Origin of the sequence: Luteococcus sp. H91, assembly GCF_038433135.1 — a bacterium.
Classification (GTDB): domain Bacteria; phylum Actinomycetota; class Actinomycetes; order Propionibacteriales; family Propionibacteriaceae; genus Luteococcus.
Window position 1 is genome coordinate 107,973 of the sequence record NZ_JBCDMV010000019.1, and the last position, 20,373, is coordinate 128,345.

General features: G+C 67.7%; 23 protein-coding genes. 14 read left to right on the plus strand and 9 right to left on the minus strand.

The annotated features are described in order from the left end of the window. Nucleotides 1-9: 9 nt before the first annotated feature. Nucleotides 10-600, minus strand: a complete 591-nt coding sequence (locus AAEX57_RS10395; RefSeq protein ID WP_342092502.1) for a GNAT family N-acetyltransferase — start codon at nt 598-600, stop codon at nt 10-12. Nucleotides 601-602: 2 nt separating this feature from the next. After that, entirely contained in the window at nt 603-1,406 is an 804-nt protein-coding gene (locus tag AAEX57_RS10400; protein ID WP_342092503.1) for a maleylpyruvate isomerase family mycothiol-dependent enzyme, read from the minus strand. A gap of 62 nt (nt 1,407-1,468) precedes the next feature. On the opposite strand from AAEX57_RS10400, the gene AAEX57_RS10405 reads away from it, so the two are divergent. The 12 genes from AAEX57_RS10405 to AAEX57_RS10460 all read left to right on the plus strand — a co-directional run bounded on the left by AAEX57_RS10405 (nt 1,469) and on the right by AAEX57_RS10460 (nt 12,666). Further along, the gene (locus AAEX57_RS10405) at nt 1,469-2,482 is read left to right on the plus strand and encodes a helix-turn-helix transcriptional regulator (protein WP_342092504.1); all 1,014 of its coding nucleotides are present in this window, start codon (nt 1,469-1,471) and stop codon (nt 2,480-2,482) included. After that, a complete protein-coding gene (uxaC, locus tag AAEX57_RS10410; RefSeq protein ID WP_342092505.1) occupies nt 2,467-3,882 on the plus strand; it encodes a glucuronate isomerase in 1,416 nt (471 codons plus the stop codon). The genes AAEX57_RS10405 and uxaC overlap by 16 nt, the downstream gene beginning before the upstream one ends. Further along, the gene (locus AAEX57_RS10415) at nt 3,879-5,249 is read left to right on the plus strand and encodes a mannitol dehydrogenase family protein (protein WP_342092506.1); all 1,371 of its coding nucleotides are present in this window, start codon (nt 3,879-3,881) and stop codon (nt 5,247-5,249) included. The genes uxaC and AAEX57_RS10415 overlap by 4 nt, the downstream gene beginning before the upstream one ends. A 125-nt stretch (nt 5,250-5,374) precedes the next feature. Beyond that, a complete protein-coding gene (locus tag AAEX57_RS10420; protein WP_342092507.1) occupies nt 5,375-6,316 on the plus strand; it encodes an HAD family hydrolase in 942 nt (313 codons plus the stop codon). Nucleotides 6,317-6,433: 117 nt separating this feature from the next. Then, nucleotides 6,434-8,155: a glycoside hydrolase family 3 protein gene (locus AAEX57_RS10425; protein WP_342092508.1), complete on the plus strand. Its 1,722-nt coding sequence runs from the start codon at nt 6,434-6,436 to the stop codon at nt 8,153-8,155. 98 nt (nt 8,156-8,253) lie between these two features. After that, nucleotides 8,254-9,477, plus strand: coding sequence for a nickel pincer cofactor biosynthesis protein LarC (larC, locus tag AAEX57_RS10430; protein ID WP_342092509.1), 1,224 nt, complete (start codon nt 8,254-8,256; stop codon nt 9,475-9,477). 39 nt (nt 9,478-9,516) lie between these two features. Then, on the plus strand, nt 9,517-9,747 hold the full coding sequence (gene relB, locus AAEX57_RS10435; protein ID WP_342092510.1) for a type II toxin-antitoxin system RelB family antitoxin: 231 nt from the start codon (nt 9,517-9,519) through the stop codon (nt 9,745-9,747). After that, the gene (locus AAEX57_RS10440) at nt 9,744-10,010 is read left to right on the plus strand and encodes a type II toxin-antitoxin system RelE family toxin (protein WP_342092511.1); all 267 of its coding nucleotides are present in this window, start codon (nt 9,744-9,746) and stop codon (nt 10,008-10,010) included. Before relB ends, AAEX57_RS10440 begins: the two co-directional genes overlap by 4 nt. Nucleotides 10,011-10,164: 154 nt before the next feature. Then, entirely contained in the window at nt 10,165-10,719 is a 555-nt protein-coding gene (locus tag AAEX57_RS10445; protein WP_342092512.1) for a GNAT family N-acetyltransferase, read from the plus strand. Between the two features lie 66 nt (nt 10,720-10,785). Continuing rightward, the gene (locus AAEX57_RS10450) at nt 10,786-12,036 is read left to right on the plus strand and encodes an MFS transporter (RefSeq protein ID WP_342092513.1); all 1,251 of its coding nucleotides are present in this window, start codon (nt 10,786-10,788) and stop codon (nt 12,034-12,036) included. 130 nt (nt 12,037-12,166) lie between these two features. Then, nucleotides 12,167-12,412, plus strand: coding sequence for a type II toxin-antitoxin system Phd/YefM family antitoxin (locus AAEX57_RS10455; protein ID WP_342092514.1), 246 nt, complete (start codon nt 12,167-12,169; stop codon nt 12,410-12,412). After that, complete coding sequence (locus AAEX57_RS10460) at nt 12,409-12,666, plus strand: Txe/YoeB family addiction module toxin (protein WP_342092515.1); 258 nt, start codon at nt 12,409-12,411, stop codon at nt 12,664-12,666. Before AAEX57_RS10455 ends, AAEX57_RS10460 begins: the two co-directional genes overlap by 4 nt. Nucleotides 12,667-12,766: 100 nt before the next feature. Here AAEX57_RS10460 and AAEX57_RS10465 read toward each other — a convergent pair whose 3' ends face one another. The 6 genes from AAEX57_RS10465 to larE form a co-directional block, all read right to left on the minus strand. Further along, entirely contained in the window at nt 12,767-12,985 is a 219-nt protein-coding gene (locus tag AAEX57_RS10465; protein WP_342092516.1) for a hypothetical protein, read from the minus strand. 288 nt (nt 12,986-13,273) lie between these two features. Then, on the minus strand, nt 13,274-13,636 hold the full coding sequence (locus AAEX57_RS10470; RefSeq protein WP_342092517.1) for a type II toxin-antitoxin system death-on-curing family toxin: 363 nt from the start codon (nt 13,634-13,636) through the stop codon (nt 13,274-13,276). Beyond that, nucleotides 13,633-13,836 carry a CopG family transcriptional regulator gene (locus AAEX57_RS10475; RefSeq protein ID WP_342092518.1) on the minus strand — a complete coding sequence of 68 codons (204 nt, stop codon included), beginning with the start codon at nt 13,834-13,836 and terminating at the stop codon, nt 13,633-13,635. Before AAEX57_RS10475 ends, AAEX57_RS10470 begins: the two co-directional genes overlap by 4 nt. A gap of 93 nt (nt 13,837-13,929) precedes the next feature. Next, nucleotides 13,930-15,042, minus strand: a complete 1,113-nt coding sequence (locus AAEX57_RS10480; protein WP_342092519.1) for an alkene reductase — start codon at nt 15,040-15,042, stop codon at nt 13,930-13,932. Between the two features lie 99 nt (nt 15,043-15,141). Continuing rightward, entirely contained in the window at nt 15,142-15,819 is a 678-nt protein-coding gene (gene larB / locus AAEX57_RS10485; RefSeq protein WP_342092520.1) for a nickel pincer cofactor biosynthesis protein LarB, read from the minus strand. Further along, entirely contained in the window at nt 15,812-16,678 is an 867-nt protein-coding gene (larE, locus tag AAEX57_RS10490; RefSeq protein WP_342092521.1) for an ATP-dependent sacrificial sulfur transferase LarE, read from the minus strand. The genes larB and larE overlap by 8 nt, the downstream gene beginning before the upstream one ends. Before the next feature lie 134 nt (nt 16,679-16,812). Here larE and AAEX57_RS10495 point away from each other — a divergent pair, with 134 nt between their 5' ends. Beyond that, entirely contained in the window at nt 16,813-17,901 is a 1,089-nt protein-coding gene (locus AAEX57_RS10495; RefSeq protein ID WP_342092522.1) for a PfkB family carbohydrate kinase, read from the plus strand. 229 nt (nt 17,902-18,130) lie between these two features. Then, nucleotides 18,131-18,511 carry a WGxxGxxG family protein gene (locus AAEX57_RS10500; protein ID WP_342092523.1) on the plus strand — a complete coding sequence of 127 codons (381 nt, stop codon included), beginning with the start codon at nt 18,131-18,133 and terminating at the stop codon, nt 18,509-18,511. Nucleotides 18,512-18,718: 207 nt separating this feature from the next. Here AAEX57_RS10500 and AAEX57_RS10505 read toward each other — a convergent pair whose 3' ends face one another. Beyond that, nucleotides 18,719-20,110 carry a dicarboxylate/amino acid:cation symporter gene (locus AAEX57_RS10505; RefSeq protein ID WP_342092524.1) on the minus strand — a complete coding sequence of 464 codons (1,392 nt, stop codon included), beginning with the start codon at nt 20,108-20,110 and terminating at the stop codon, nt 18,719-18,721. Nucleotides 20,111-20,373 lie beyond the last annotated feature (263 nt).

The window sequence follows — 20,373 nt, forward strand, 5'->3', positions numbered from 1 at the left end:
AGCGACCGATCAACACGACGGCAAGCCGTTGCCATCACTTGCGTGGACGGTTCGCGTCATGATCCATGCGTGCTTGCCCACCTGCCGGATCGGTGTGAAACCCAGGTCTTCGAGCACTTCGGCGGTGACGGTGAACAGGAAACGTCCCTGTGCTGCGCGGCCGCTGGTGGTCTCACTGATGGCCTCGATCACGCCGCCTCCCGCCTCGGCGACGAGGTCGAGTGCCCCTTGCACGGCGATCCGTGCCAGGCCGCGGCCGCGGTGCTTCGGGTCGACGTAGACGCAGGTGAGACGCCAGTCCGGGGCCATCGGTGGTTCCTTCTCATAGGCGCGGCGGTGCTTGATGCCGGCCAATTCCTCCGGGGAGCCGAACTGGGCCCATGCTTGACACCTGCCGTCGGCATCCACCACGAGCGCAGCGTGCGCCGAGTCGTCCATCACCCGGTCATGCTTGACCTGCTGGTGTGCAGACCTGGGGATCCGGCCACACTCCGGGTGGTAGCCGATGCACCAACAACCCCCGTACACGCCGTTGTTGCGGCTGACCAGCTCCTTGAACAGGTGCCAGGTGTCCGGGCCGAGTGGGACGATGCTGGTCATGGTTACTGGACGCCAGCCTCGTGCAGAGCGGTGATGGCAGCCAGGACTGCTCCGTCGCCGGCCACGGTCACCTCGGCAGGGCGGGACCACAGCCACAGCGCCAGCTGGGGCAGGGTGCCGCGTACCGTCGCCGCGGCAGCACCTTCCGATTGCGGGGCGAACCCCCACACGGTGTTCACTTGCCCGTCCTCCGCCTGCCACGCATATGAACGCACCCCCGCCAGCCACTGCGCATCGCAGTCCGTTGCCTCGATGCCGACGGTGCCGTGGTCCGTGAGCTGGCCGCCGGGGGGAAGCCAGGGGAGCCGGGGCTCGAGGTCGTGCATGACCGTGATCGCGTGGTGCGCCACCGCCTGGCCCACCTCGGGCTGCAGCGACATGATCCCTTGTCCGGCGGTGAGTTCGGCATCGACGCGATGCATGGTCGCCTCGGCCAGCTGCATCCGACGCGTGAACCCCACCGTCTGCTCCTTCGGGTACCACGACCACCGCGGGGTGGCGTCACCGAGCACGTCGAGCTGCTCACAAAGGGCGGCAGTCCACGCCGCACGCACGGGGAGCATGGCGTCGATCGTCGTGGGTTCGTCCGGTGCGCCGGACTCGATCGCCTGCACCTGCGATGCCTCCGGATCCTGGCGCAGCACCTCGGCCCAGAAGCGGTGCACACCTGCCACATGCCACAGCAGGTCCTTGGCGGTCCAGCCCGGGCAGGTGAGCACCGGGGTGTCTGGGCTGCACGAGGCCAGGAGGTCGGAGAGGCGCTCGGCCTCGTGGGCGATGACTCGCGCTGCTGTGTCTTGTGTCATGTCCATCACGCTAGGGCTCAATCCGGACGAAAAATGGGCGGTTCATGTGGCAGTCTCCAAGCATGTTCCCTGACGCCGGCCCCACAGCCCGAACCCTGCTGACCCTGGAAGCCCTCCAGGCCAGGCCCGGCATCACCGCCGGGCAGTTGGCCGAGAGGCTGGGCGTCACGGAGCGCGCGGCCAGGCGCAGCGTCGCCACGCTGCGCGACGTCGGCATACCCGTCGAGTCAACGCGTGGTCCTCACGGTGGCTATCGCCTGGGGCGGGGGCTTCGGCTCCCACCGATGGTCTTCAGCGCCACGGAGGCACTGGGCCTGGTCATGGCCGTGCTCAGTGGCGGCCATCCGGAGACGGCGGGCGCCGCACTGGACAAGCTCGTCGCCGCGCTGCCGGAGAATGTGGCCCGGCCGGCCTCCCTCGTGCTGGAACACGCAGCGGCCACGAAGAAGACCCTCACAATCGCCCCGGATCCCACGACGACGGCCGCGGTCGTGGCCGCCGTCGCCGAGCAGCGCACCGTCGAGATCGGTTATGTGACGGGCAACCGGGCCTGGCGGGAACGCGTGGACCCATGGGCCGTCGTGGTGCGTCGCGGGGCGTGGTACCTGCTCTGTCATTCCCACCGGGCCGAGGCCGTGCGCACCTACCGTCTCGACCGGGTGGAGGATGTCGTCGAGTGTGAGGCGCGCTTCGAGCCGCCGGCAGACCTCGACCCCGTGGCCGCCGTCACCGAGCACCTGTCCACAGGCTGGCGACACCCGGTGCGCGTCGTGCTCGATGCGTCGCTGGACGATGCTCGGCCATGGCTGCGGGGCACCATGGGCGCCCTGGAAGCCGCAGATGAGCCCGGGCGGTGCATCCTCGTCGGCTCCACGAACAACCCCGAGGCCTACCTGGCGGAATACCTGGCACCGCTGCCATGCGGCTTCGAGATCGTCGACGGGCCCCAACTGCGCGAGGCGGCAGCCCGATTGGCCGAACGATTCCGTGCGGCCGCGCACAACCGGCAACAGGTGGCAACCCGTGGAAAAGTGTCAGAGTCATGCAGTTGCATGGACCCATGGCACAGGCAATGACGCTCAACCCCGACCGACTGCTCCCCGCGGAGCCCGGCGTCCGCGACATCGCACGTCGGCTCTACGCCGAGGTCAAGGACCTCCCGATCCTCTCACCGCACGGTCACGTGCCTCCGGCCTGGATCGCCGACGACATTCCCTTCAAGAACGCGACCGAGTTGCTGATCACGCCGGACCACTACGTGAACCGGATCATGCACGCCAACGGGGTGGAGCTGTCCACGCTGGGCGTCCCGGTGGGTACCGAGTTGACCGACGAGCAGTCCCGCACCGCCTGGCGCACCTTCTGTGAGCACTGGAGTGACTACAACGGCACCGCCATGCGCTACTGGATGCAGGACCAGCTGGTCGGCATCTTCGGGATCGACGTGCGGCCCAGCGCCGAGACCGCCGATCAGATCTACGACGCCATCAATGCCAAGCTGGCGACGCCCGAGATGCGCCCCCGGGCCCTGATGGACAGCTTCGACATCGCCTTCATCGCCACCACCGACGACCCCTGCGACTCCCTGGACAAGCACGAGCAGATCGCCGCCGACGAGTCCTTCACCCGCCGGGTGGTTCCCACCTTCCGCCCGGACAAGTACCTGGAACCCGGCCGTCGGGACTGGAATGACCTGGTCAATGCCCTCGGTGAGGCCGCCGGGATGGAGATCTCCAACCTGGCGGACTACACCGCTGCCATGGAGAACCGCCGCGCCTTCTTCAAGCAGCACGGTGCGGTCTCCACCGACCACTCGCATGCCGATCTGGGCACCGTCACCCCGGATGCCGTCGAGGCCAGCAAGCTCTTCGAGCTGGCCCGCCGCAATGAGGCCAGCGCCGAGCAGTGCGACCAGCTGCGCCGCCACCTGCTCACCGACCAGGTGCGGATGGCCACCGAGGACAGCCTGACCATGACCTTGCACCCCGCCGTCGTGCGCGGTCACGACGCCGAGGCCACCGCCCGCTACGGGGCCGACGTCGGCAATGACATCCCGATGCGGCTGGAGGTCACCCGGGCCCTGCAGCCGGTGCTGAATGCCTTCGGCAACCACCCCAACCTCAACCTCGTGCTGTTCACCCTCGACGAGGACAACTTCAGCCGCGAGATCGCGCCGCTGGCCGGCTGGTACCGCAGTCTCTACATCGGGGTGCCGTGGTGGTTCATCGACGCCCCCGAGTCGATCATGCGCTTCAAGCAGTCCACCACCGAGATGGCCGGTTTCAGCCGCCTGTCCGGGATGATCGACGACACCCGCGCCTTCTGCTCCATCCCCGCACGCCACGACATGTCCCGTCGCCTGGACTGCGCCCACCTCGCCGGACTCGTCGCCCAGCACCGCCTGGACGAGGACGAGGCCGCCGAGACCGCCATCAAGCTGGTCGTCGACAACCCGAAGAAGGTGTTCAAGCTGTGACCACACTCAACCGCACCGAGCATGGCCGTCCCAAGGCCCCCGTGCGCATCGTCCACCTGGGGATCGGGAACTTCACCCGCGCCCACCAGGCCTGGTACACCGAGCACGCCTCCGATGCCGAGCAGTGGGGGATCGCCGCCTTCACCGGCCGTTCCCCGGCGATCGCCCAGACGCTCGAGCCCTCCGAGGGGCTCTACCAGCTGTGCGTCGCCGACCCCGAGGGCGACCAGGTGGAGGTGATCAGCTGCCTGTCCGAGGTGCATGCCGCCGATGACCTCGAGGCCTGGCGCGGCTACTTCGCCGACCCGCATCTGGCCATCGTCACCTCCACCATCACGGAGGCCGGTTACCTGCGCGCGGCCGACGGCAACCTTGACCTGGGCCATGAGCAGCTGGCGGTGGACCTTGCCGCCCTCAAGCAGGACACCGCGGCCACGGTCTCCACTGCTCCGGCCAAGTTCGTCGCCGGCCTGCTGGCCCGCCGCGCCGCCGGGGCAGGGGAGCTCACCTTCTGTCCCTGCGACAACATCCCGGAGAACGGGCCGATGGTCAAGCGTGTCATCAGCCAGGCGGCCGCTGCGGTCGACCCGTCGCTGGTGGAGTGGATCGAGGCCAATGTGGGCGTCGTGACCACCATGGTGGACCGGATCACGCCGCGCACCACCGACGAGGACCGGGAACGCGTCGCGGCCCAGACCGGCATCGAGGACCCGGCGCTCGTGGTCACCGAACCCTTCAGCGAATGGGTGCTCAGTGGTGACTTCGTTGCGGGCCGACCGGCTTGGGACGGCGTGGGTGCACGCTTCGTGGAGGACGTGATGCCGCACGAGGCCCGCAAGCTGACCATGCTGAACGGATCGCACTCGCTGATGGCCTATGCCGGCCCCATCCTGGGGCGGGAGACCGTCTGCGACGCGATCAACGACGAGCTGCTGCTGGGCTGGGTCAACGAGTTCTGGGATGACGCCTGCAAGTACTACCTGACCCTTCCCCAGCAGGAACTGGATGACTATCGGCAGGCACTGCTGGAGCGCTACCGCAATCCGCGGATCCGGCACCTGCTGGCGCAGATCGCCGCCGACGGGTCGCAAAAGGTGGCCATCCGCCACGTGCCGACCATCAAGGCCGCCCTGGACCAGGGTGAGGTGGCCACCGGTGCCACCCGTGCCGTCGCCGCCTGGATCCTGCACCTGCGTGGCATGGGCGCGCCCGTCCAGGACTCGCAGGTCGACGAGCTGCAGAAGATGGTGGCCGGGGACGAGACGAGCTCTGTGCTGGCCGTCCTGGACCGGCTGGGCATCAACCAACCCCAGGTGCTGGAGACGGTGTTGGCCCAGTTGGACGAGCTGCGGGCACACGCAGTCTGATCCTTCCGGCCTCCTGCGCGTGCTCGGCCGACGGGGTCCCAGACCGGCAATTGGTGGCAACCACTGCCTGTCCGGGGCCTGGGCGCACCAGAGTTGGTCTCGACAAGCCAAATGAAGGAGCAAGGATGCCCGAGATGCCCGCGGCAGCACAGGTGCTGCTGGATTTCACCCCAACGAGCGACTTCTTCGTGGGAATCGACTCCGACGGTTGCGCTATGGACGCCATGGACATCAAGCACACCGAGTGCTTCACCCCCTGCTACATCAAGTACTTCGACCTGCAGCCCATCTCCACGCTGGCCCGCGAGACCGCCCTGTTCGTCAACCTGGGCTCGGTGACCCGCGGCCTGAACCGCTGGTTGGCGCTGCGCCAGCTGCTGGACCTGCTGCGCGACCGCACCGAGGTGGCCGAGCGCGGAGTCATCATTCCCGAGTACCCGGAACTCACCGACTTCATCAACTCTGGACACCCGCTGTCCGACAAGGGGATTGCCGCCTACGCCGCGGAGCACCCGTCCGAGACCATCGACCGGTGCATCCGCTGGGGCAATGGTGTCAATGCCACCATCGCCGACATGGTGCACGGGTGCGGCCCCTTCCCGGGTGTCCGCGAGGCGATGCAGGCGATGGACGAGGCCGGCGTCGACCAGATGACCGTCTCGGCCACGCCGCTGCACGCGCTGGAGAAGGAGTGGGGCGAGCACGGTCTGGCCCAGTACATGAAGGTGATCGCCGGTCAGGAGATGGGTGGCAAGGCACAGCACGTCGAGTACGCCGCCAAGGGCAAGTATGAGGCCGACAAGATCATGCTGATCGGGGATGCTCCCGGCGACCGCGACGCGGCGGCCAAGGCCGAGTGCCTGTATTACCCGATCAATCCCGGCCGTGAGAAGGAGTCCTGGCAGCGTTTCGTCGCCGAGGCCCTGCCGAAGTTCCTCGACGGCAGTTTCGCTGGCACCTACCAGCAGGCGCTGGTCGCCGAGTTCGAGACCTATCTCCCCGCCGAGGTCCCGTGGCCCACCATCTCCGGCAACCGCACGGTCAAGAAGCCGACTGTCCGGGCCTGACAAGCAGCCGGGACCAGGCCGACTGTCCGGGCCTGACCCCCTTTCGGTCCCCGAACCTGAACCCTTTCGGTCCCCGAGCTTGTCGAGGGGCCACATCACCACTCAGAAGGAGCATCGATGCCCAAGCTCGTAGACCTCACCGCCAGCCCCTACAACCTCGACGAAGCCCAGATCCAGTGGGTCGAGGACACCATCAAGGACATGACCGATGAGCAGAAGGTGGGCCAGCTGTTCACCACCCTGTTCTTCTTCGGCAAGGACGCCTACAGCGGCAATGAACTCACCAACCAGCAGATCCTGGAGCGCTACCACATCGGTGGCGCCCGCTACGAGGGTGGTACCGCGGAGCAGGTGCAGCAGCTGATCAACGAGCTGCAGACCGATTCGAAGATCCCGCTGATGGTGGCCGCCAACTGTGACGCGGGCGGCAACGGCGCCTGCAAGGACGGCACCTACATCGCCTCCGGTGCCCAGTGCGAGGCCTCGGGCGATGTCCAGGTGGCCTACAACGCCGGCTACGTCTCGGGCGTCGAGGAGAGTGCCCTGGGCGTGAACACCAACTTCGACCCGTGCGTCGACATCCTGTTCAACTGGCGCAACACCATCGTCAACACCCGCGCCTACGGCACCAATGCCGACGACGTCATCAAGTACACGCAGGCCTACATCGACGGCATGCGCAAGAGCGACGTGAACGTCTGCATCAAGCACTTCCCCGGCGACGGCACCGAGGAACGTGACCAGCACCTGGTGCTGGGCGTCAACGAGCTCTCGGTGGAGGAGTGGAATGACTCCTTCGGCAAGGTCTACCGCCATCACATCGACAACGGCGTGGAGATGTTCATGGCCGGCCACATCGCCCAGCCGGCCTGGCAGAAGAAGCTCGACCCGTCGCTGGAGGACAAGGACATCCTGCCCGCCACTCTCGCCCCCGAGCTGGCCACCGGCCTGCTCAAGGAGGAGCTGGGCTTCAACGGCATGCTGATCACCGACGCCAGCCACATGCTCGGCATGACCGCCGCCATGCAGCGCAAGGACTACGTCCCCAAGGCGATCGCCGCCGGCTGCGACATGTTCCTGTTCTTCAACCAGATCGACGAGGACTTCGGCTACATGCTCGACGGCTACAAGTCCGGTGTCATCACCGAGGAGCGGATGACCGACGCGCTGCGTCGCGTGCTGGGTCTGAAGGCCAAGCGTCGCCTGCACGAGAAGAAGGCCAACGGCACCCTGGTGAAGGATGCCAAGGAGCTCGAGGTCGTCGGCTGCCAGGAGCACCTGGCCATGCGCAAGGACGCTGCGGACAAGGGCATCACGCTGGTGAAGAACACCCTCGACGAGCTGCCGCTCACCCCCCAGAAGCACCGCCGGATCAAGCTCTACTACGTCGCCGGTGAGAAGGGCGGCATCTACTCCGGCAACGACAACACCGTGCAGCAGTTCGTCGACGAGCTGACCGAGCGTGGCTATGAGGTGAGCGTTCAGGAGGGCGGCAGCCGAGTCAAGGGCTCGATCGAGCAGTACAAGGCCGAGACGGATGCGGCACTGTTCATCGCGGAGGTGATCGGTTACGGCGCGCAGAACAACTACCGCATTCAGTGGAGTGCGGCCATGAGCAATGAGATCCCCTGGTACGTGTACGAGGTGCCCACCTTCGCGGTGAGCCTGAACTTCACCACCCATCTGCACGACCTGACGATGGTCAAGTGCTTCGTCAACGCCTACCAGTCGAACCCCGACGTCATCACCGGGGTGCTGGACAAGCTCGAGGGCAAGAGCGAGTTCAAGGGCACGCCCAATGACCTGGTCTGGGCGGGCAAGTGGCAGGCCAAGCTCTGACGAGCAAATGAGGGCCGTGGCGGGGGAGAGCCCCCGTCACGGCCCTTCCACGTCCAAGGGCTGGGCATGGAAGGGTGGGGGAGACGAAAGGTGGAGGCATGGCTGGGCTGACCTGCTGGATCGACGCGAGTGCCGGGATTGCCGGCGACATGCTGCTGGGGGCCCTGCTGGACGCCGGTGCCAGTCTGGATGCCGTGCGCGAGGCCGTGGAGGCGGTTGCGCCGGGTGAGGTGACCATCAGCACTGAGCAGGTGGTGCGCCACGGCATGCGCGCCACCAAGGCGCACGTCAGCCCCACGCACCATGATCCGGTCCCCGAGCTTGTCGAGGGGCACCACCATGACCACGCGCACGAACACCGAGCCTGGGTCGACATCGAACGGATGATCCGAACCGCGGGCCTGCCGAAGGCCGTGCGCGACCACTCACTGGCCGTCTTCGAGCGGATCGCCGTCGCGGAGTCCCGGGCGCACGGGGTGCCGGTCTCCGAGGTGCACTTCCACGAGGTCGGCGCCTGGGACTCGATCGCCGACATCGTCGGAGGCTGCGCTGCGCTGCACAGCCTGGGCGTCGAGCGCATCGTCGTCGGTGACCTGTCGGTGGGCAGCGGCACGATTCGGATGGCGCACGGTGAGCTGGCCGTGCCCGGTCCGGCCGTCGCCGAGCTCTCAATCGGCCTCGTCGTGCAGCCCGGCCCCGCCAAGACGGAGCTCGCGACGCCGACGGGGGTCGCCTTCGTCGCGGGGCAGGACCAGGGCGCGATGCCCGCCATGACTGTGCGGGCCACGGGGACCGGCGCCGGCACCAAGGACTTCCCGCACCACGCGAATGTGGTGCGCGTGGTGCTGGGACAGGAGCAATCGATCGGCGGTGCCGGACGGCTGTCGGTGCTGGAGTGCAATGTCGACGACCTGGATCCGCGGCTGTGGCCGGGCATTCTTGACGCCCTGCTCGCCGCCGGAGCAAAGGACGCCTGGCTGACGCCGATCCTGATGAAGAAGGGGCGCCCGGCGCACACCCTGCACGTGCTCACCGACGATCCGGAGCGGCTGCGCCCGCTGGTCTTCCGCCACACGACGACGCTGGGCATCCGGGAGGTGCTCGTCGACCGCACCGCCCTGGAGCGTCGCTGGGTGCCGGTGAACATCGAAGGTCACGTGGTGCAGGTGAAGCAGGGGCTGCTGGACGGTGAGGTGATGACTTCGCAGCCGGAGTTCCGCGACGTGCAGGCGCTGGCCGCAGCCCTGGACATTCCCGAGGCCGAGGCGCTGCGACGCGTGAACGTCCTCGCTGCCCAGGGCTCCTCGGATGCAACACGATGACTGGTTGTTCCCAGAGCTCCTCGGACCTAGGCTGTATACATGTCTACAGCGGTGATGAGCATCCGAGTCGACGCCGCAGTGAAGGAGCGTCTGGACGCCCTCAGCGCGTCGACCGGACGCCCTGCTGCCTACTACGTCCGCGAGGCACTGCTCGAACACCTCGACGAACTGGAGTACGCCTACCAGCTGCGCGGCGAAGCCGAGGCCATCCGCCGCGGCGAACTGCAGACCACCTCCAGTGAAGATCTGGCCGCCGAACTTTTCTCATGACTTGGAAGATCGAGTACGCCCCGCGTGCCGCCAAGGCGATGCGCAGGCTCGACAAGCCCCTAGCGCGACGGATCTTCGACAGCGTCGAGCGCCTGGCCACCCTCGATGACCCCACCGACTCCTGCAAGGCCCTCACCGGTCCCATGGCGGGACTCTGGCGACTTCGCATTGGCGACTACCGGGTGATCCTCGACATTCGACGCGGTGACGTTGTCATCGTCGCCCTCGACCTGGGGCATCGCTCCACGATCTACGTCGACTGACTACCCCTTCTGCCGCGCGGCAATGGACCGCGAGCGCATAGCCTCATGGTGCATTGCGGGTGCGTGAGCAACCGGTCACGCCGAGAGTCGGACGACGTCCCGGTGGGCAGAAATTGCATCGCAGAGCCACGTGAAGGCCAGCTAGGGTCTCGTCATGCCGTCGTTTGCAGATGAAGTCATCAAGTCCCACGGGGTCGTGCTTCGCCCACTGACCGAGGCCGACGTGCCCGCGATCGCGATCGCCTGCTCGGACCCGCAGACCCAGAAGTGGCTTCCCCTGCCCCAGCCCTACACCGAGGAATCCGCACGGTTCTTCGCGATGGAGATCGCACCCCAGGAGCTGGCCAGCGGCACCGCCCTAGAGCGAGCCATCGAAGTCGACGGGCAATTCGTCGGCGTGATCGGACTCAAGAACACCGACTGGGACGTAGCCAAGACTGAGGCCGGCTATTGGCTCGGGCCGTGGGCTCGCGGCCGTGGCATCACCGCGCGAGCACTCGCCGCCATCACCGACTGGGCCCTCGACACCCAAGGCGTTGGCCGCGTCGAGGTGCTCGTCGCCACTGACAACGCGGCCTCGCTGGCCACGGCCCGCAAAGCGAAGTTCATCCAAGAAGGCACGCTCCGCCGCGCCGGACATGTCCATGAGGGCAAGGTCGATCTTGTCATCCTCAGCCGGCTTGTCGACGATCCCCGACCCCAGTTCTGACGCGCACTTTTGCCGCTGGTTGCCCCACCCATGGGAGGCCTACAGAGGTGTGGCATGGTGGCTGGGGTGACCGACCAACGACTGGGTTTCCGGGACCTGAGCCGCAACCAGCAGAGCCTGTTCCTGGCCCAGTTGGTGGAATCTGTCGGGAACTTCGGGCTCGTCACGGCCTTCATACTGTGGGCCACGACCATTGGAACCACGCCAGCACGGATCGCCCAGCTCGTCTCGTGGGTAATCCTCGCCAACACGGTGCCACGCATCGTTCTGGCCCCACTGGTCGCCGGAGTCTGTAACCGCGTGGTCGAACCTACGGTGCTCATCGTCGCCAACCTCACCCGTGGTCTCGTATGCGTCCTCGGCCTGGCACTTGGACGTCATTCCGGAGGCGTGGTCGCGACGCTCGCTGTCGCAACGACACTGGGCGCCCTTGACCTGTTCTTCCCACCGGCCCGCGCTGCCGCTGCCCAACGCAACCTGCACGAGCACCAGCGGGCCTACTTCGGGGCCCTCAACTTCCTGGCCTTGTCCGGTGTGGGGCTGATCTCGTCGGCGATCACACCTGCGATCTTCGCCCGCGGGGGACTGCCCGCATGGCTCGCCATTGGACTGGCATGCTCACTGGTCTCTGCCGGCATCGTGCGCGGCGGTTACCGGCTGGAAGACGACCTCACGCCCCGGAGCCCGCGGCACGAGGTCCGCCCGTCGATCTGGCAGGGCCTGCGCTTCGCGTTCACCGGCAACACCCACGTGGCGCTCGTGACCTGGTCGGTGATCGGCTACGGACTCGCCCTGGGCCTGACAAACCAGACCATGACGCCCTTGGCCATCGACGGCCTGCGTATCCCAATGGCGCACTACGGCTGGATTCCCGCAGCGTTCGCCATCGGCGGCCTGCTTGCCTACCGCATCACGCACCGCGCCACCTCACGACATCCGATGACCACCGTGCTGCTCGCCGGCGCGGCGGTGCTGTCGCTGGGCTACCTCGGCTACGGTTTGGCCCCCAACCTGGGCGTCTGCGTGGCGGCAATGCTCCTCGCCGGAATCGGATTCGGCCTGTGGTCCAGCGTGCAGGGCGCCATCCTGCAGGGCACCGTCCCGAACACGATGATGGCCACCTACGTCGCTGGCACCGCGCCGCTCACGCCCTTGGCCAGCCTCCTCGGCTCGCAGGCCGGCCGGTGGCTCGTCACCGCCTCCCAGACCACAGGCCACACCGCCGTCGCGGGCTACCGAGCCAGCTACCTGGCGGCCGCCATCGCCGTCCTGCTAGGCGCCGCGCTGCGGCTCGCCGGCCGACGCAGGGCCGTCTGACGAACGCGATCATTTGCCGCGACCATCGCGGGTGTGTGAGTACTCGGCCGTGCCAAGAGTCGGATGTTTGGCGCCAGTGCCACACTGACGCATACTGGTACCAGATCTCGTACAATTTGAAGGAGGCGTTGTGGCTGTCACCGCTAGCGAGGCGCGCAAGAATCTCTTCCCGCTGATCCAGCAGGTCAACGAAGACCGTGCACCTGTCGAGATCACCTCCCGCAACGGCGATGCCGTCCTCATGTCCCGGGCGGACTACGACGCACTCGAGGAGACCGCCCACCTGCTGCGCGTGCCCGCCAATGCCCGTCACCTGCTCGAAAGCCTGCAGCAGGCGCGGTCTGGTGTGCTCGTCGAGCACGACCTCGAACGATGAGGCTTGTCTTCACTCCCAATGGCTGGGGCGACTACACCCATTGGCTGGGGGCCGACAGGCAGACCCTGAAGCGCATCAACCGCCTCATCGACGACGCCCTGCGCGACCCCACCTCGGGGATCGGCAAGCCCGAGCCCTTGCGACACATGCTCGCCGGCGCCTGGTCACGTCGCATCGCCGAAGAGCACCGCCTGGTCTACCTCGTCGACGGCGACGATCTGGTCATCATCCAGGCTCGCTTCCAGTACAACTGACAGTCTGTCTGGCCTCAAGGCTCGGGGCAGCGGCCTCTCGACCGAACCATCACAGGACGCGGGTGGGGAGCCGCACCTCGACGGTGTGGTCAGCGTGTGGTCACAACCCGGGGTTTCGTCGTGCGATTCGGAACACGATGAATAGCCCGAACGCGATCAAAGACATAGAGATGCGGAACTGGAACCGGTCGAAGAGCACGAGATACAACGCACCGAGAGCCACGAACGAAACGCCGATCAGGTAGATGTTGCGATCCCTGCTCGGGAGCTGCCACCACTTGACGGTTCCAGGTACCGGCTTGCGCTCTTCCTCGGCCATGCCCCCAGTATTGATCATTGGCCGTGCTCATCCGGTGATGGTCCCTTTCTTCGGTCGCTCTGTTCGTGAGCGGTGATTCCGCCCTTATCCGCTCGCTGTACTGCGGGATCCTTGCTGCCTTGGGCACCATCCTCACGATGGGCGTCGTTTTCCTGGGGCCGTGGAATCAACACCGTGGTCGCACTGTCGGCAATTCACACCCCGGACAGCATCCGCTTCCAACCGAAGGCCCCCTGTAAATTCACGTGCGCCCGACCTTGGCGCGGCCCCTGTCATCCCAGCGCCCGCCTAGTGCCAGCGAGCAAGCGTGTCGGCAACTTCGACGAGATTCAGCTGCCCGCTGGCCACCGCAATGACCAAGTCATAGGCGTCGTCATCTGGCGCTTCGACCCACGCGTCGTTGATGTCAAGGAAGACGACGGTGGCGAGCCATCCGAGACGCTTGTTGCCGTCCACCAACGGGTGGTTGCCAACAAGGGACTCCAACAGTGCAGCCGCCTTCTCGTCCAGCGTCGGATAGGCCTCACGTCCCCACAAACTCGTCATCGGCCGATGCGCAGCGGAATCCAACAACCCAAGGTCCCGCACTGGACCGACACCCAGGTCATCGACGAGCACCAACAGGTCCTCCAGCGACAGGTACTCGGTCACTGCCCGAGCCGCTCCAGCACGTCGGCATAGCGCGCCCGGGCCCGCTGCGAGGCGTCGGAGACCTTGCGCTCATGGCCACGGCGCGTCGCCACCTCGTGGATTGCCCGGATCGTGGCCTCCTGACGGCTGATGCCCTCCGCCTCGGCCAGGCGCGCGAGAACTCGCTCATCGTCCTCGGTCAGTCGCAGAGTCATTGCCATGAACACATGATACCAACTTGGTATCGCACGCTGATGCCGCGACGATCTGGTGACTGGCGCGATTCAAGGGGAGCGGGGCGAGGCGCCGGGCGTTTACGCGTCCTGGCCCGCGAAGGGGTAGTCCGTGTAACCGTGCGCGCCGGGGGTGTAGAAGGTCGAGAAGTCCGGCGTGTTGAGCTCCAGACCCTCCTGCCAACGGCGCACCAGGTCGGGGTTGGCGATCAGCTGGCGCCCCACCACGGCGGCATCCGCCAGACCGTCCTCGACGATGTGAGCGGCCTCCTCCCGGGTGGTGACCGAGCCGAAACCGCTGTTCAGCAGGGTGAATCCGCCGAACCGGGCCCGCAGGGCTGACACCAGGTCGCCGTCGATGTCAGCGTGCAGGATGGACAGGTAGGCGATGTCCAGGTCGGCGAGTCCGTCCAGCAGGGCACCGTAGGTGGCCAGGACGTCGGCACGATCGTCCTCCACCAGGCCCTGGACATTGTGTTCGGGCGAGATGCGCAGACCGACCCGGTCGGCCCCGATCTCGGCGGCGACGGCACGGACCACCTCGATGCCCAGACGGGCACGGTTCTCCGGCGAGCCGCCGTACTCGTCGGTGCGCTGGTTGCCCGAGGAGGCGAGGAACTCGTGCAGCAGGTAGCCGTTGGCGCTGTGGAGCTCGACGCCGTCCAGGCCCGCCGCGACGGCATTGCGGGCCGCGGTGACGAACTCGTCCACGATGCGCGGCAACTCGTCGGTCTCCAGTGCGCGAGGCGCGGGGACGTCCTGCCTGCCGTCGGCACCATGCAGACTGACGCGCACCTCCCCGCCCTGGGCGTCGCGCATCACCGGGGCGATGGCGCTGGGCGCCTCCGCCTGCTCACCGTTGTTGATGCTGGGCAGGGTGAGGCGGCCGCCGTGCATGATCTGCATCACGATGGTGCCGCCCGCGGCGTGGACCGCATCGGCGACCCGTCGCCAGCCGGCAACCTGCTCGTCGGTGTGGATGCCCGCCTGTCCGATGAATGCCTGCCCCACCTCGCTGGTGCGGGTGCCCTCGGTCACCACCAGGCCCGCGGTGGCGCGCTGGGCGTAGTACTCGACGTGCAGGTCGGTGGGAACGCCGTCCTCACCGGCACGCGATCGGGTCAGCGCCGCCATCATCACGCGGTTCTTCAACTGCAGGGCACCTGCGGTGGCGGGGGCAAAGAGGTCGGTCACTGGCTCGTCTTTCCATCGGGGTTGTCGTCCGGAAGCACAACCGTCGGCTCGCTCGATCCATTCCCGTACTCCCGGCCGTGGCGTTGGACCTGGGCCCGGTCAGGCCCGCGGGGCCGCGATCTGGGCGGCGAGGTGTCCCGCACCGTAGCCATTGTCGATGTTGACCACGGCGACGCCGGGGGAGCAGGCGTTCAGCATCGAGAGCAGGGGAGCGACACCGCCGAAGGCCGCGCCATAGCCCACCGAGGTGGGGCAGGCGACCACGGGGCAGGAGACGAGCCCCGCGACGACGCTGGGCAGTGCCCCGTCCATGCCCGCCACCACGACGATGCAGGTCGCCTCACGCAGCAGGTCGAGCCGGGCCAGCACGCGGTGCAGCCCGGCGACCCCGACGTCCATCACCAGCTCGGTGCGTCGCCCCAGGTACTCGGCGGTCAGCTGCGCCTCGCGGGCCACCGCCAGGTCCGAGGTGCCGGCGGCACAGACCACCACCAGACCACCGTCGGGTTGTGGAGGTTCGGGAGGCCAGACCACGAGCCGGGCCTCGGGCTCGTGGCGGGCGTCGGGAAGCACATCGAGCACCGCGTGGGCGCGGGCCTCGTCGACGCGGGTGAACAGCGTCGCACCGCTCGTGGTGCCGTCGGCCACGGCCTGCGCGATGCGGCTCGCGATCGACGCCAGCTGCTCGGGGCTCTTGCCCTCGCCGTAGACGGCCTCGGGATAGCCGCGCCGGGCGGTACGGGCCAGGTCAAGTGTGATGTCCTCGAACTCAGCCACGTCGTGAGTCTCCCGAGGAGTTGAGCACCGACAGCGTGAACATGCCGGAGGTGATCCCGGCCAGGTCGATGGTCACGTGCCGGAATCCGCAGGCCTTCACGCCGTCCAGCAAGGCTCTCCGCACCGCGGGTTCGAGCGCGCGGGCCAGTTCAGTTTCCGGAAGTTCCAGCCGGGCGACCTCGCCGTGGTGACGCACCCGGCAGTCGCTGAAGCCCAGACCCCGCACGCATTGTTCTGCCGCTGCGACGGCCACCAACTTCTCCGGCAGCACCTCGCTGAAATGGGGGATCCGGGAGGCCAGGCAGGGGGCTGCAGGCTTGTCGGCGCACTGCAGATCCAACGCTCGGGCCACCTCGCGCACGTCGGCCTTGGTCATGCCCGCATCGGCCAGTGGCCGCAGCACCTGGTGCTCGGTGGCGGCGCGGGAGCCAGGGCGGTCGGGGCGCAGGGCGTCGTCGGCATTCTCGCCATAGGCCAGGGCATCGACGCCGAGCTCGTCTGCTGCGGCCCCCATCCGGGTGAACAGCTCGTCCTTGCAGAAGTAGCAGCGGTCCGGCCCGTTGGCGCGGTAGCGGGGGTCGGAGGCCTCGTCGGTGCGCACCTCGGTGACCCGGATCCCGATCTGGTCCGCCACGGCATGGGCGGCGGCTCGCTCGTCGGGAGCCAGCGAGGGGGAGATCCCCAGGACCGCAACCACCCGATCGGTGCCCAACTCCGCGACGGCCAGCGCCAGCAGGACGGCTGAGTCCACGCCACCCGAATAGGCCACGGCCACCCGTCGGCCGCGCAGGCAGCCGCGCACCCGGCCCACTGCGCTGTGCAGGGGGGCGGGCATGGCGTCGAGCACGGTGAAGTCCATGGCCAGAACGCTACAACGGGCCCACGCGAAATCGGCAGCCGTGGGCCCCGGCACGGCAACCGGTGACAACCCGTTGTGCGCCCCGTTTCGATCGGCAAGGGTGGGGAGGACATTCCACGAACATGGAGGGCGAGATGGAGCTTCGCAAGGACGCACGATGGTCGCTGGTGGTGCCCACCAGCATGGGCATCAGGATCACCCCGGAGAACCGTCAGGGGGTCCACGTCAGTGACCGCTTCCTGATGCAGGCCACCTCGGCCGAGGCCAATGTGGCCGCCGTGGCCTCCTACCTGGGTGAGCCCGCCAAGGTGCTGACCGCCTTCGTGGAGGGCTCCCCGATCAGCGCCCTGATCAAGGCGCAGCTGCGCGCCCGCGGCATGGCCTTCGAGGGCCCGGAGGTCCCGCAGGGCGACGCCTGGGGCTACCGCCACCAGTTCAACATCGCCGACTCCGGCTTCGGCGGCCGTGCCCCGCGCGTGTGGAATGACCGCGCGGGCGAGGTCGGCCGCGAGCTCAGCGTTGACGACTTCGACCTGGACCGGCTCTTCGGTGACGAGGGCGTGAAGATCCTGCACATGTCCGGGCTGGTGGCCTCCCTGTCGTCCAAGACCAGCGCCTTCTGCGTCGAGCTGGCCAAGAAGGCCAAGGAGCACGGCACGTTGGTCAGCATGGACATGAACTACCGCGCCTCTTTCTGGAAGGGCCGCGAGCAGGAGCTCTCTGCTGCTTTCCACGCCATCGCCGAACAGTGCGACATCCTCTACGGCAACGAGGAGGACTTCCAGCTGTGCCTCGGGATCCCGGGGCCGGAGGCCGGTGGTGAGGGCATCGACGCCAAGATCGACGGCTTCAAGCAGATGATCGTGCGGATCAAGCAGACCTACCCCAATGCCTCCATGATCGGGACCTCGCTGCGTGAGGTGGTCAGCGCCAACCACCACAAGTGGGGAATGGTCCTGTGGAGCACCGAGGGGGGAGCCGAGGGCACCTTCACCGTGCAGGAGCTGCGCGACATCGACGTGCTGGACCGGATCGGCGGCGGCGACGGATCCGTCGGCGGCGTGCTCTATGGCGTTCTGAAGGGCTGGGACGTGACCAAGTGCGCCCAGTTCGGCTGGGCCACCGGCGCGATGGCGGCCACCTCCCTGACGGACAATGCCGCCCCTGCCGACGAAGCCCAGGTGTGGGCCATCGTCGCGGGCAATGCCCGAGTGCAGCGCTGATCCCTCATCGGAGGTGGTTGGATCGGCCCCACCCCAAAGGATGCGTCCGTTGGGGTGTAGCCACTTGTCAGGGCGCACCCCTAGGGGTGGGATCCGTTCGCTGACGGTGGATTGGTTCGCCGCTGAGGGGTTGTGGCGCTTACCGTCGAAGAGCGGCCCGACATCCCGGATGACGGTGCGGGTCGTTCTTCCCCAAGGTCATCCACCCCCAAGTACCAGGAGCACTCCCATGCGCAAGACCCTCGCCGCTTCGGCCCTCGGCACCGTCATCCTGCTCGGCGGCCCCGCCGTCGCTCAGGCCGAGACCATGTCGCCCACCCCGGCCCCGGTTGGCACGTCCAGCTCCGCCCCGGTGGAGCACACCACCAAGACCGTGGAGAAGAAGGACCGCACCGGCCTGTGGGGCCTGCTGGGCCTCGCCGGCCTGGCCGGTCTGGCCGGGCTGAAGAAGAAGCCCGAGCATCACACCACCGTGCGTCCGGCCCACGTCGAGACCCGTGAGCCGCAGCGCACCAGCACCCTGCGTCAGGACACCGACGTGCGCACCGGCAACCTGCGCAATGACGTCCGTGACGGCGACCTGAACCGGGACGGCCGTCGCGACATCTGATCGCCACAGCACAAACAACTGGGCGCCCGGAGGAGAAATCCTCCGGGCGCCCCGCTTGTCTCGCATGACGCGCCTTGTCTCGCTCCGCTGGGCGGGGTCCGGTCACGCTGCGCGTCCAACTGTCACGATGCACGCGCTGCAGCGGGTGCGGGGTGCGACTTGGACGTGCACCATGGCCCGGGGACCCCGGGCCCGGAGCCACAACCGTCAGACCGTTGCACCTTCGCGCTGCGCGGTGGGCCCGGCGGGATCGTGGGCAGAACGTTGCCCGTTGTAGACCGCCTCGTCCAGGATTCCGGCGCGCTTGGCGACGATCACCGGGATCGCCGCCTGCCCGGCCACATTGGTGGCGGTGCGCATCATGTCCAGGATCGGGTCGATGGCCAGGAGCAGGCCGACGCCCTCCAGCGGCAGGCCCAGCGTCGACAGCGTCAGGGTGAGCATCACGATGGCGCCGGTCAGCCCGGCCGTCGCGGCGGACCCGACGACGGAGACGAAGGCGATCAGCAGGTAGTCGGTCAGGCCGAGCGGCACGTCGAAGAGCTGCGCGACGGTGATCGCGGCCAGGGCAGGGTAGATCGAGGCGCAGCCATCCATCTTGGTCGTCGCGCCGATCGGCACGGCGAAGGAGGCGTACTCGCGCGGCACGCCCAACCGGTCGATCACATTCTGCTGGGTGACCGGCAGCGTGCCCACCGACGAGCGTGAGACGAAGGCCAGCTGGATTGCCTGGCCCGCGCCCTTGAAGAAGGTGATCGGGTTGAGCCCGTGCAGCGCCAGCAGCGCCGGATACATCACGAACATCACCAGTGCGCAGCCCAGGTACACGTCGAGGGTGAAGATGCCCAGCGGCGCCACCAGATCCCAGCCGTAGTTGGCGACGGCCTTGCCGATCAGCCCGGCAGAACCGATCGGGGCCAGCAGGATGATCCACCAGGTGAGCTTCTGGAAGATCTCCAGCCCAGCCGTGGCGAAGTTCACGAAGGGTGCGGCAACCTGCTCGCCGACGGCCAGTGCGGCGGCGCCCAGCGCGATGCCGATCACCACCACTTGCAGCACGTTGAAGCTGAGAGTGCTGGTGACGGCCACATTGGCTCCCTCGCCCTTGAGCGATGAATCCACCTGCAGCCCCAGGATGTTGCTGGGCACCAGCGACTTCAGGAAGTCCAGCCAACTGCCCTGGGTGGCGACGGCCTGCGCCCCGGCGGTGTCGATGGACGCGTTGGCGCCGGGATTGGTCAGCAGCCCAATGGTGATGCCGATCGCCACGCTCACCGCGGCGGTGATGCCGAACCAGACCAGCGTGTTGACGGCCAGTTTCGCGGCATTGTTGACCTGCCGCAGGTTGCTGATGGAGACCACCAGTGCAAAGAGCACCAGTGGCACGACGACGGCCTTCAGCAGGCTGACGAAGACGCTGCCGACGGTGACCAGCAGTTCGGTCAGCCACTCCAGTTGGTAGCGGCGGGCCAGGTAGCCGAGCACGATGCCGACGGCCAGGCCGATGAAGACCTTGGCCCAGAAGGGAATGCCGCGACGCGGACGCGGAGCCGGGGTGGCCTCAGCCGCGGGGCTGGGGGCAGACGTGGGGGTGGACATGACGGGACCTTTCGATGGTGATGGTGGACGAGCGGTTCTCGTCGCAACATCCCGTGGTCTGTCGCCGGCCCTGGTCGATGGTCAGGCGCGCCCAGAACATGCTCATGGCGCCTCCCTCCAGTCGTCGGCCGTTGCCTCTGCGTGCTCCGGAAGGCTACAACGTCGTGGGGGGGGGGGGGGGGGGGGGGGGGGGGGGGGGGGGGGGGGGGGGGGGGGGGGGGGGGGGGGGGGGGGGGGGGGGGGGGGGGGGGGGGGGGGGGGGG

What these genes read in the sequence shown, in the direction of transcription:
- AAEX57_RS10395 (WP_342092502.1), bottom strand. Translation starts at nt 600, where the DNA reads ATGACCAGCATCGTCCCACTCGGCCCGGACACCTGGCACCTGTTCAAG.
- AAEX57_RS10400 (WP_342092503.1), bottom strand. Translation starts at nt 1,406, where the DNA reads ATGACACAAGACACAGCAGCGCGAGTCATCGCCCACGAGGCCGAGCGC.
- AAEX57_RS10405 (WP_342092504.1), top strand. Translation starts at nt 1,469, where the DNA reads ATGTTCCCTGACGCCGGCCCCACAGCCCGAACCCTGCTGACCCTGGAA.
- uxaC (WP_342092505.1), top strand. Translation starts at nt 2,467, where the DNA reads ATGGCACAGGCAATGACGCTCAACCCCGACCGACTGCTCCCCGCGGAG.
- AAEX57_RS10420 (WP_342092507.1), top strand. Translation starts at nt 5,375, where the DNA reads ATGCCCGAGATGCCCGCGGCAGCACAGGTGCTGCTGGATTTCACCCCA.
- AAEX57_RS10425 (WP_342092508.1), top strand. Translation starts at nt 6,434, where the DNA reads ATGCCCAAGCTCGTAGACCTCACCGCCAGCCCCTACAACCTCGACGAA.
- larC (WP_342092509.1), top strand. Translation starts at nt 8,254, where the DNA reads ATGGCTGGGCTGACCTGCTGGATCGACGCGAGTGCCGGGATTGCCGGC.
- relB (WP_342092510.1), top strand. Translation starts at nt 9,517, where the DNA reads ATGTCTACAGCGGTGATGAGCATCCGAGTCGACGCCGCAGTGAAGGAG.
- AAEX57_RS10440 (WP_342092511.1), top strand. Translation starts at nt 9,744, where the DNA reads ATGACTTGGAAGATCGAGTACGCCCCGCGTGCCGCCAAGGCGATGCGC.
- AAEX57_RS10445 (WP_342092512.1), top strand. Translation starts at nt 10,165, where the DNA reads ATGCCGTCGTTTGCAGATGAAGTCATCAAGTCCCACGGGGTCGTGCTT.
- AAEX57_RS10460 (WP_342092515.1), top strand. Translation starts at nt 12,409, where the DNA reads ATGAGGCTTGTCTTCACTCCCAATGGCTGGGGCGACTACACCCATTGG.
- AAEX57_RS10465 (WP_342092516.1), bottom strand. Translation starts at nt 12,985, where the DNA reads ATGGCCGAGGAAGAGCGCAAGCCGGTACCTGGAACCGTCAAGTGGTGG.
- AAEX57_RS10475 (WP_342092518.1), bottom strand. Translation starts at nt 13,836, where the DNA reads ATGGCAATGACTCTGCGACTGACCGAGGACGATGAGCGAGTTCTCGCG.
- larE (WP_342092521.1), bottom strand. Translation starts at nt 16,678, where the DNA reads ATGGACTTCACCGTGCTCGACGCCATGCCCGCCCCCCTGCACAGCGCA.
- AAEX57_RS10495 (WP_342092522.1), top strand. Translation starts at nt 16,813, where the DNA reads ATGGAGCTTCGCAAGGACGCACGATGGTCGCTGGTGGTGCCCACCAGC.
- AAEX57_RS10500 (WP_342092523.1), top strand. Translation starts at nt 18,131, where the DNA reads ATGCGCAAGACCCTCGCCGCTTCGGCCCTCGGCACCGTCATCCTGCTC.
- AAEX57_RS10505 (WP_342092524.1), bottom strand. Translation starts at nt 20,110, where the DNA reads ATGTCCACCCCCACGTCTGCCCCCAGCCCCGCGGCTGAGGCCACCCCG.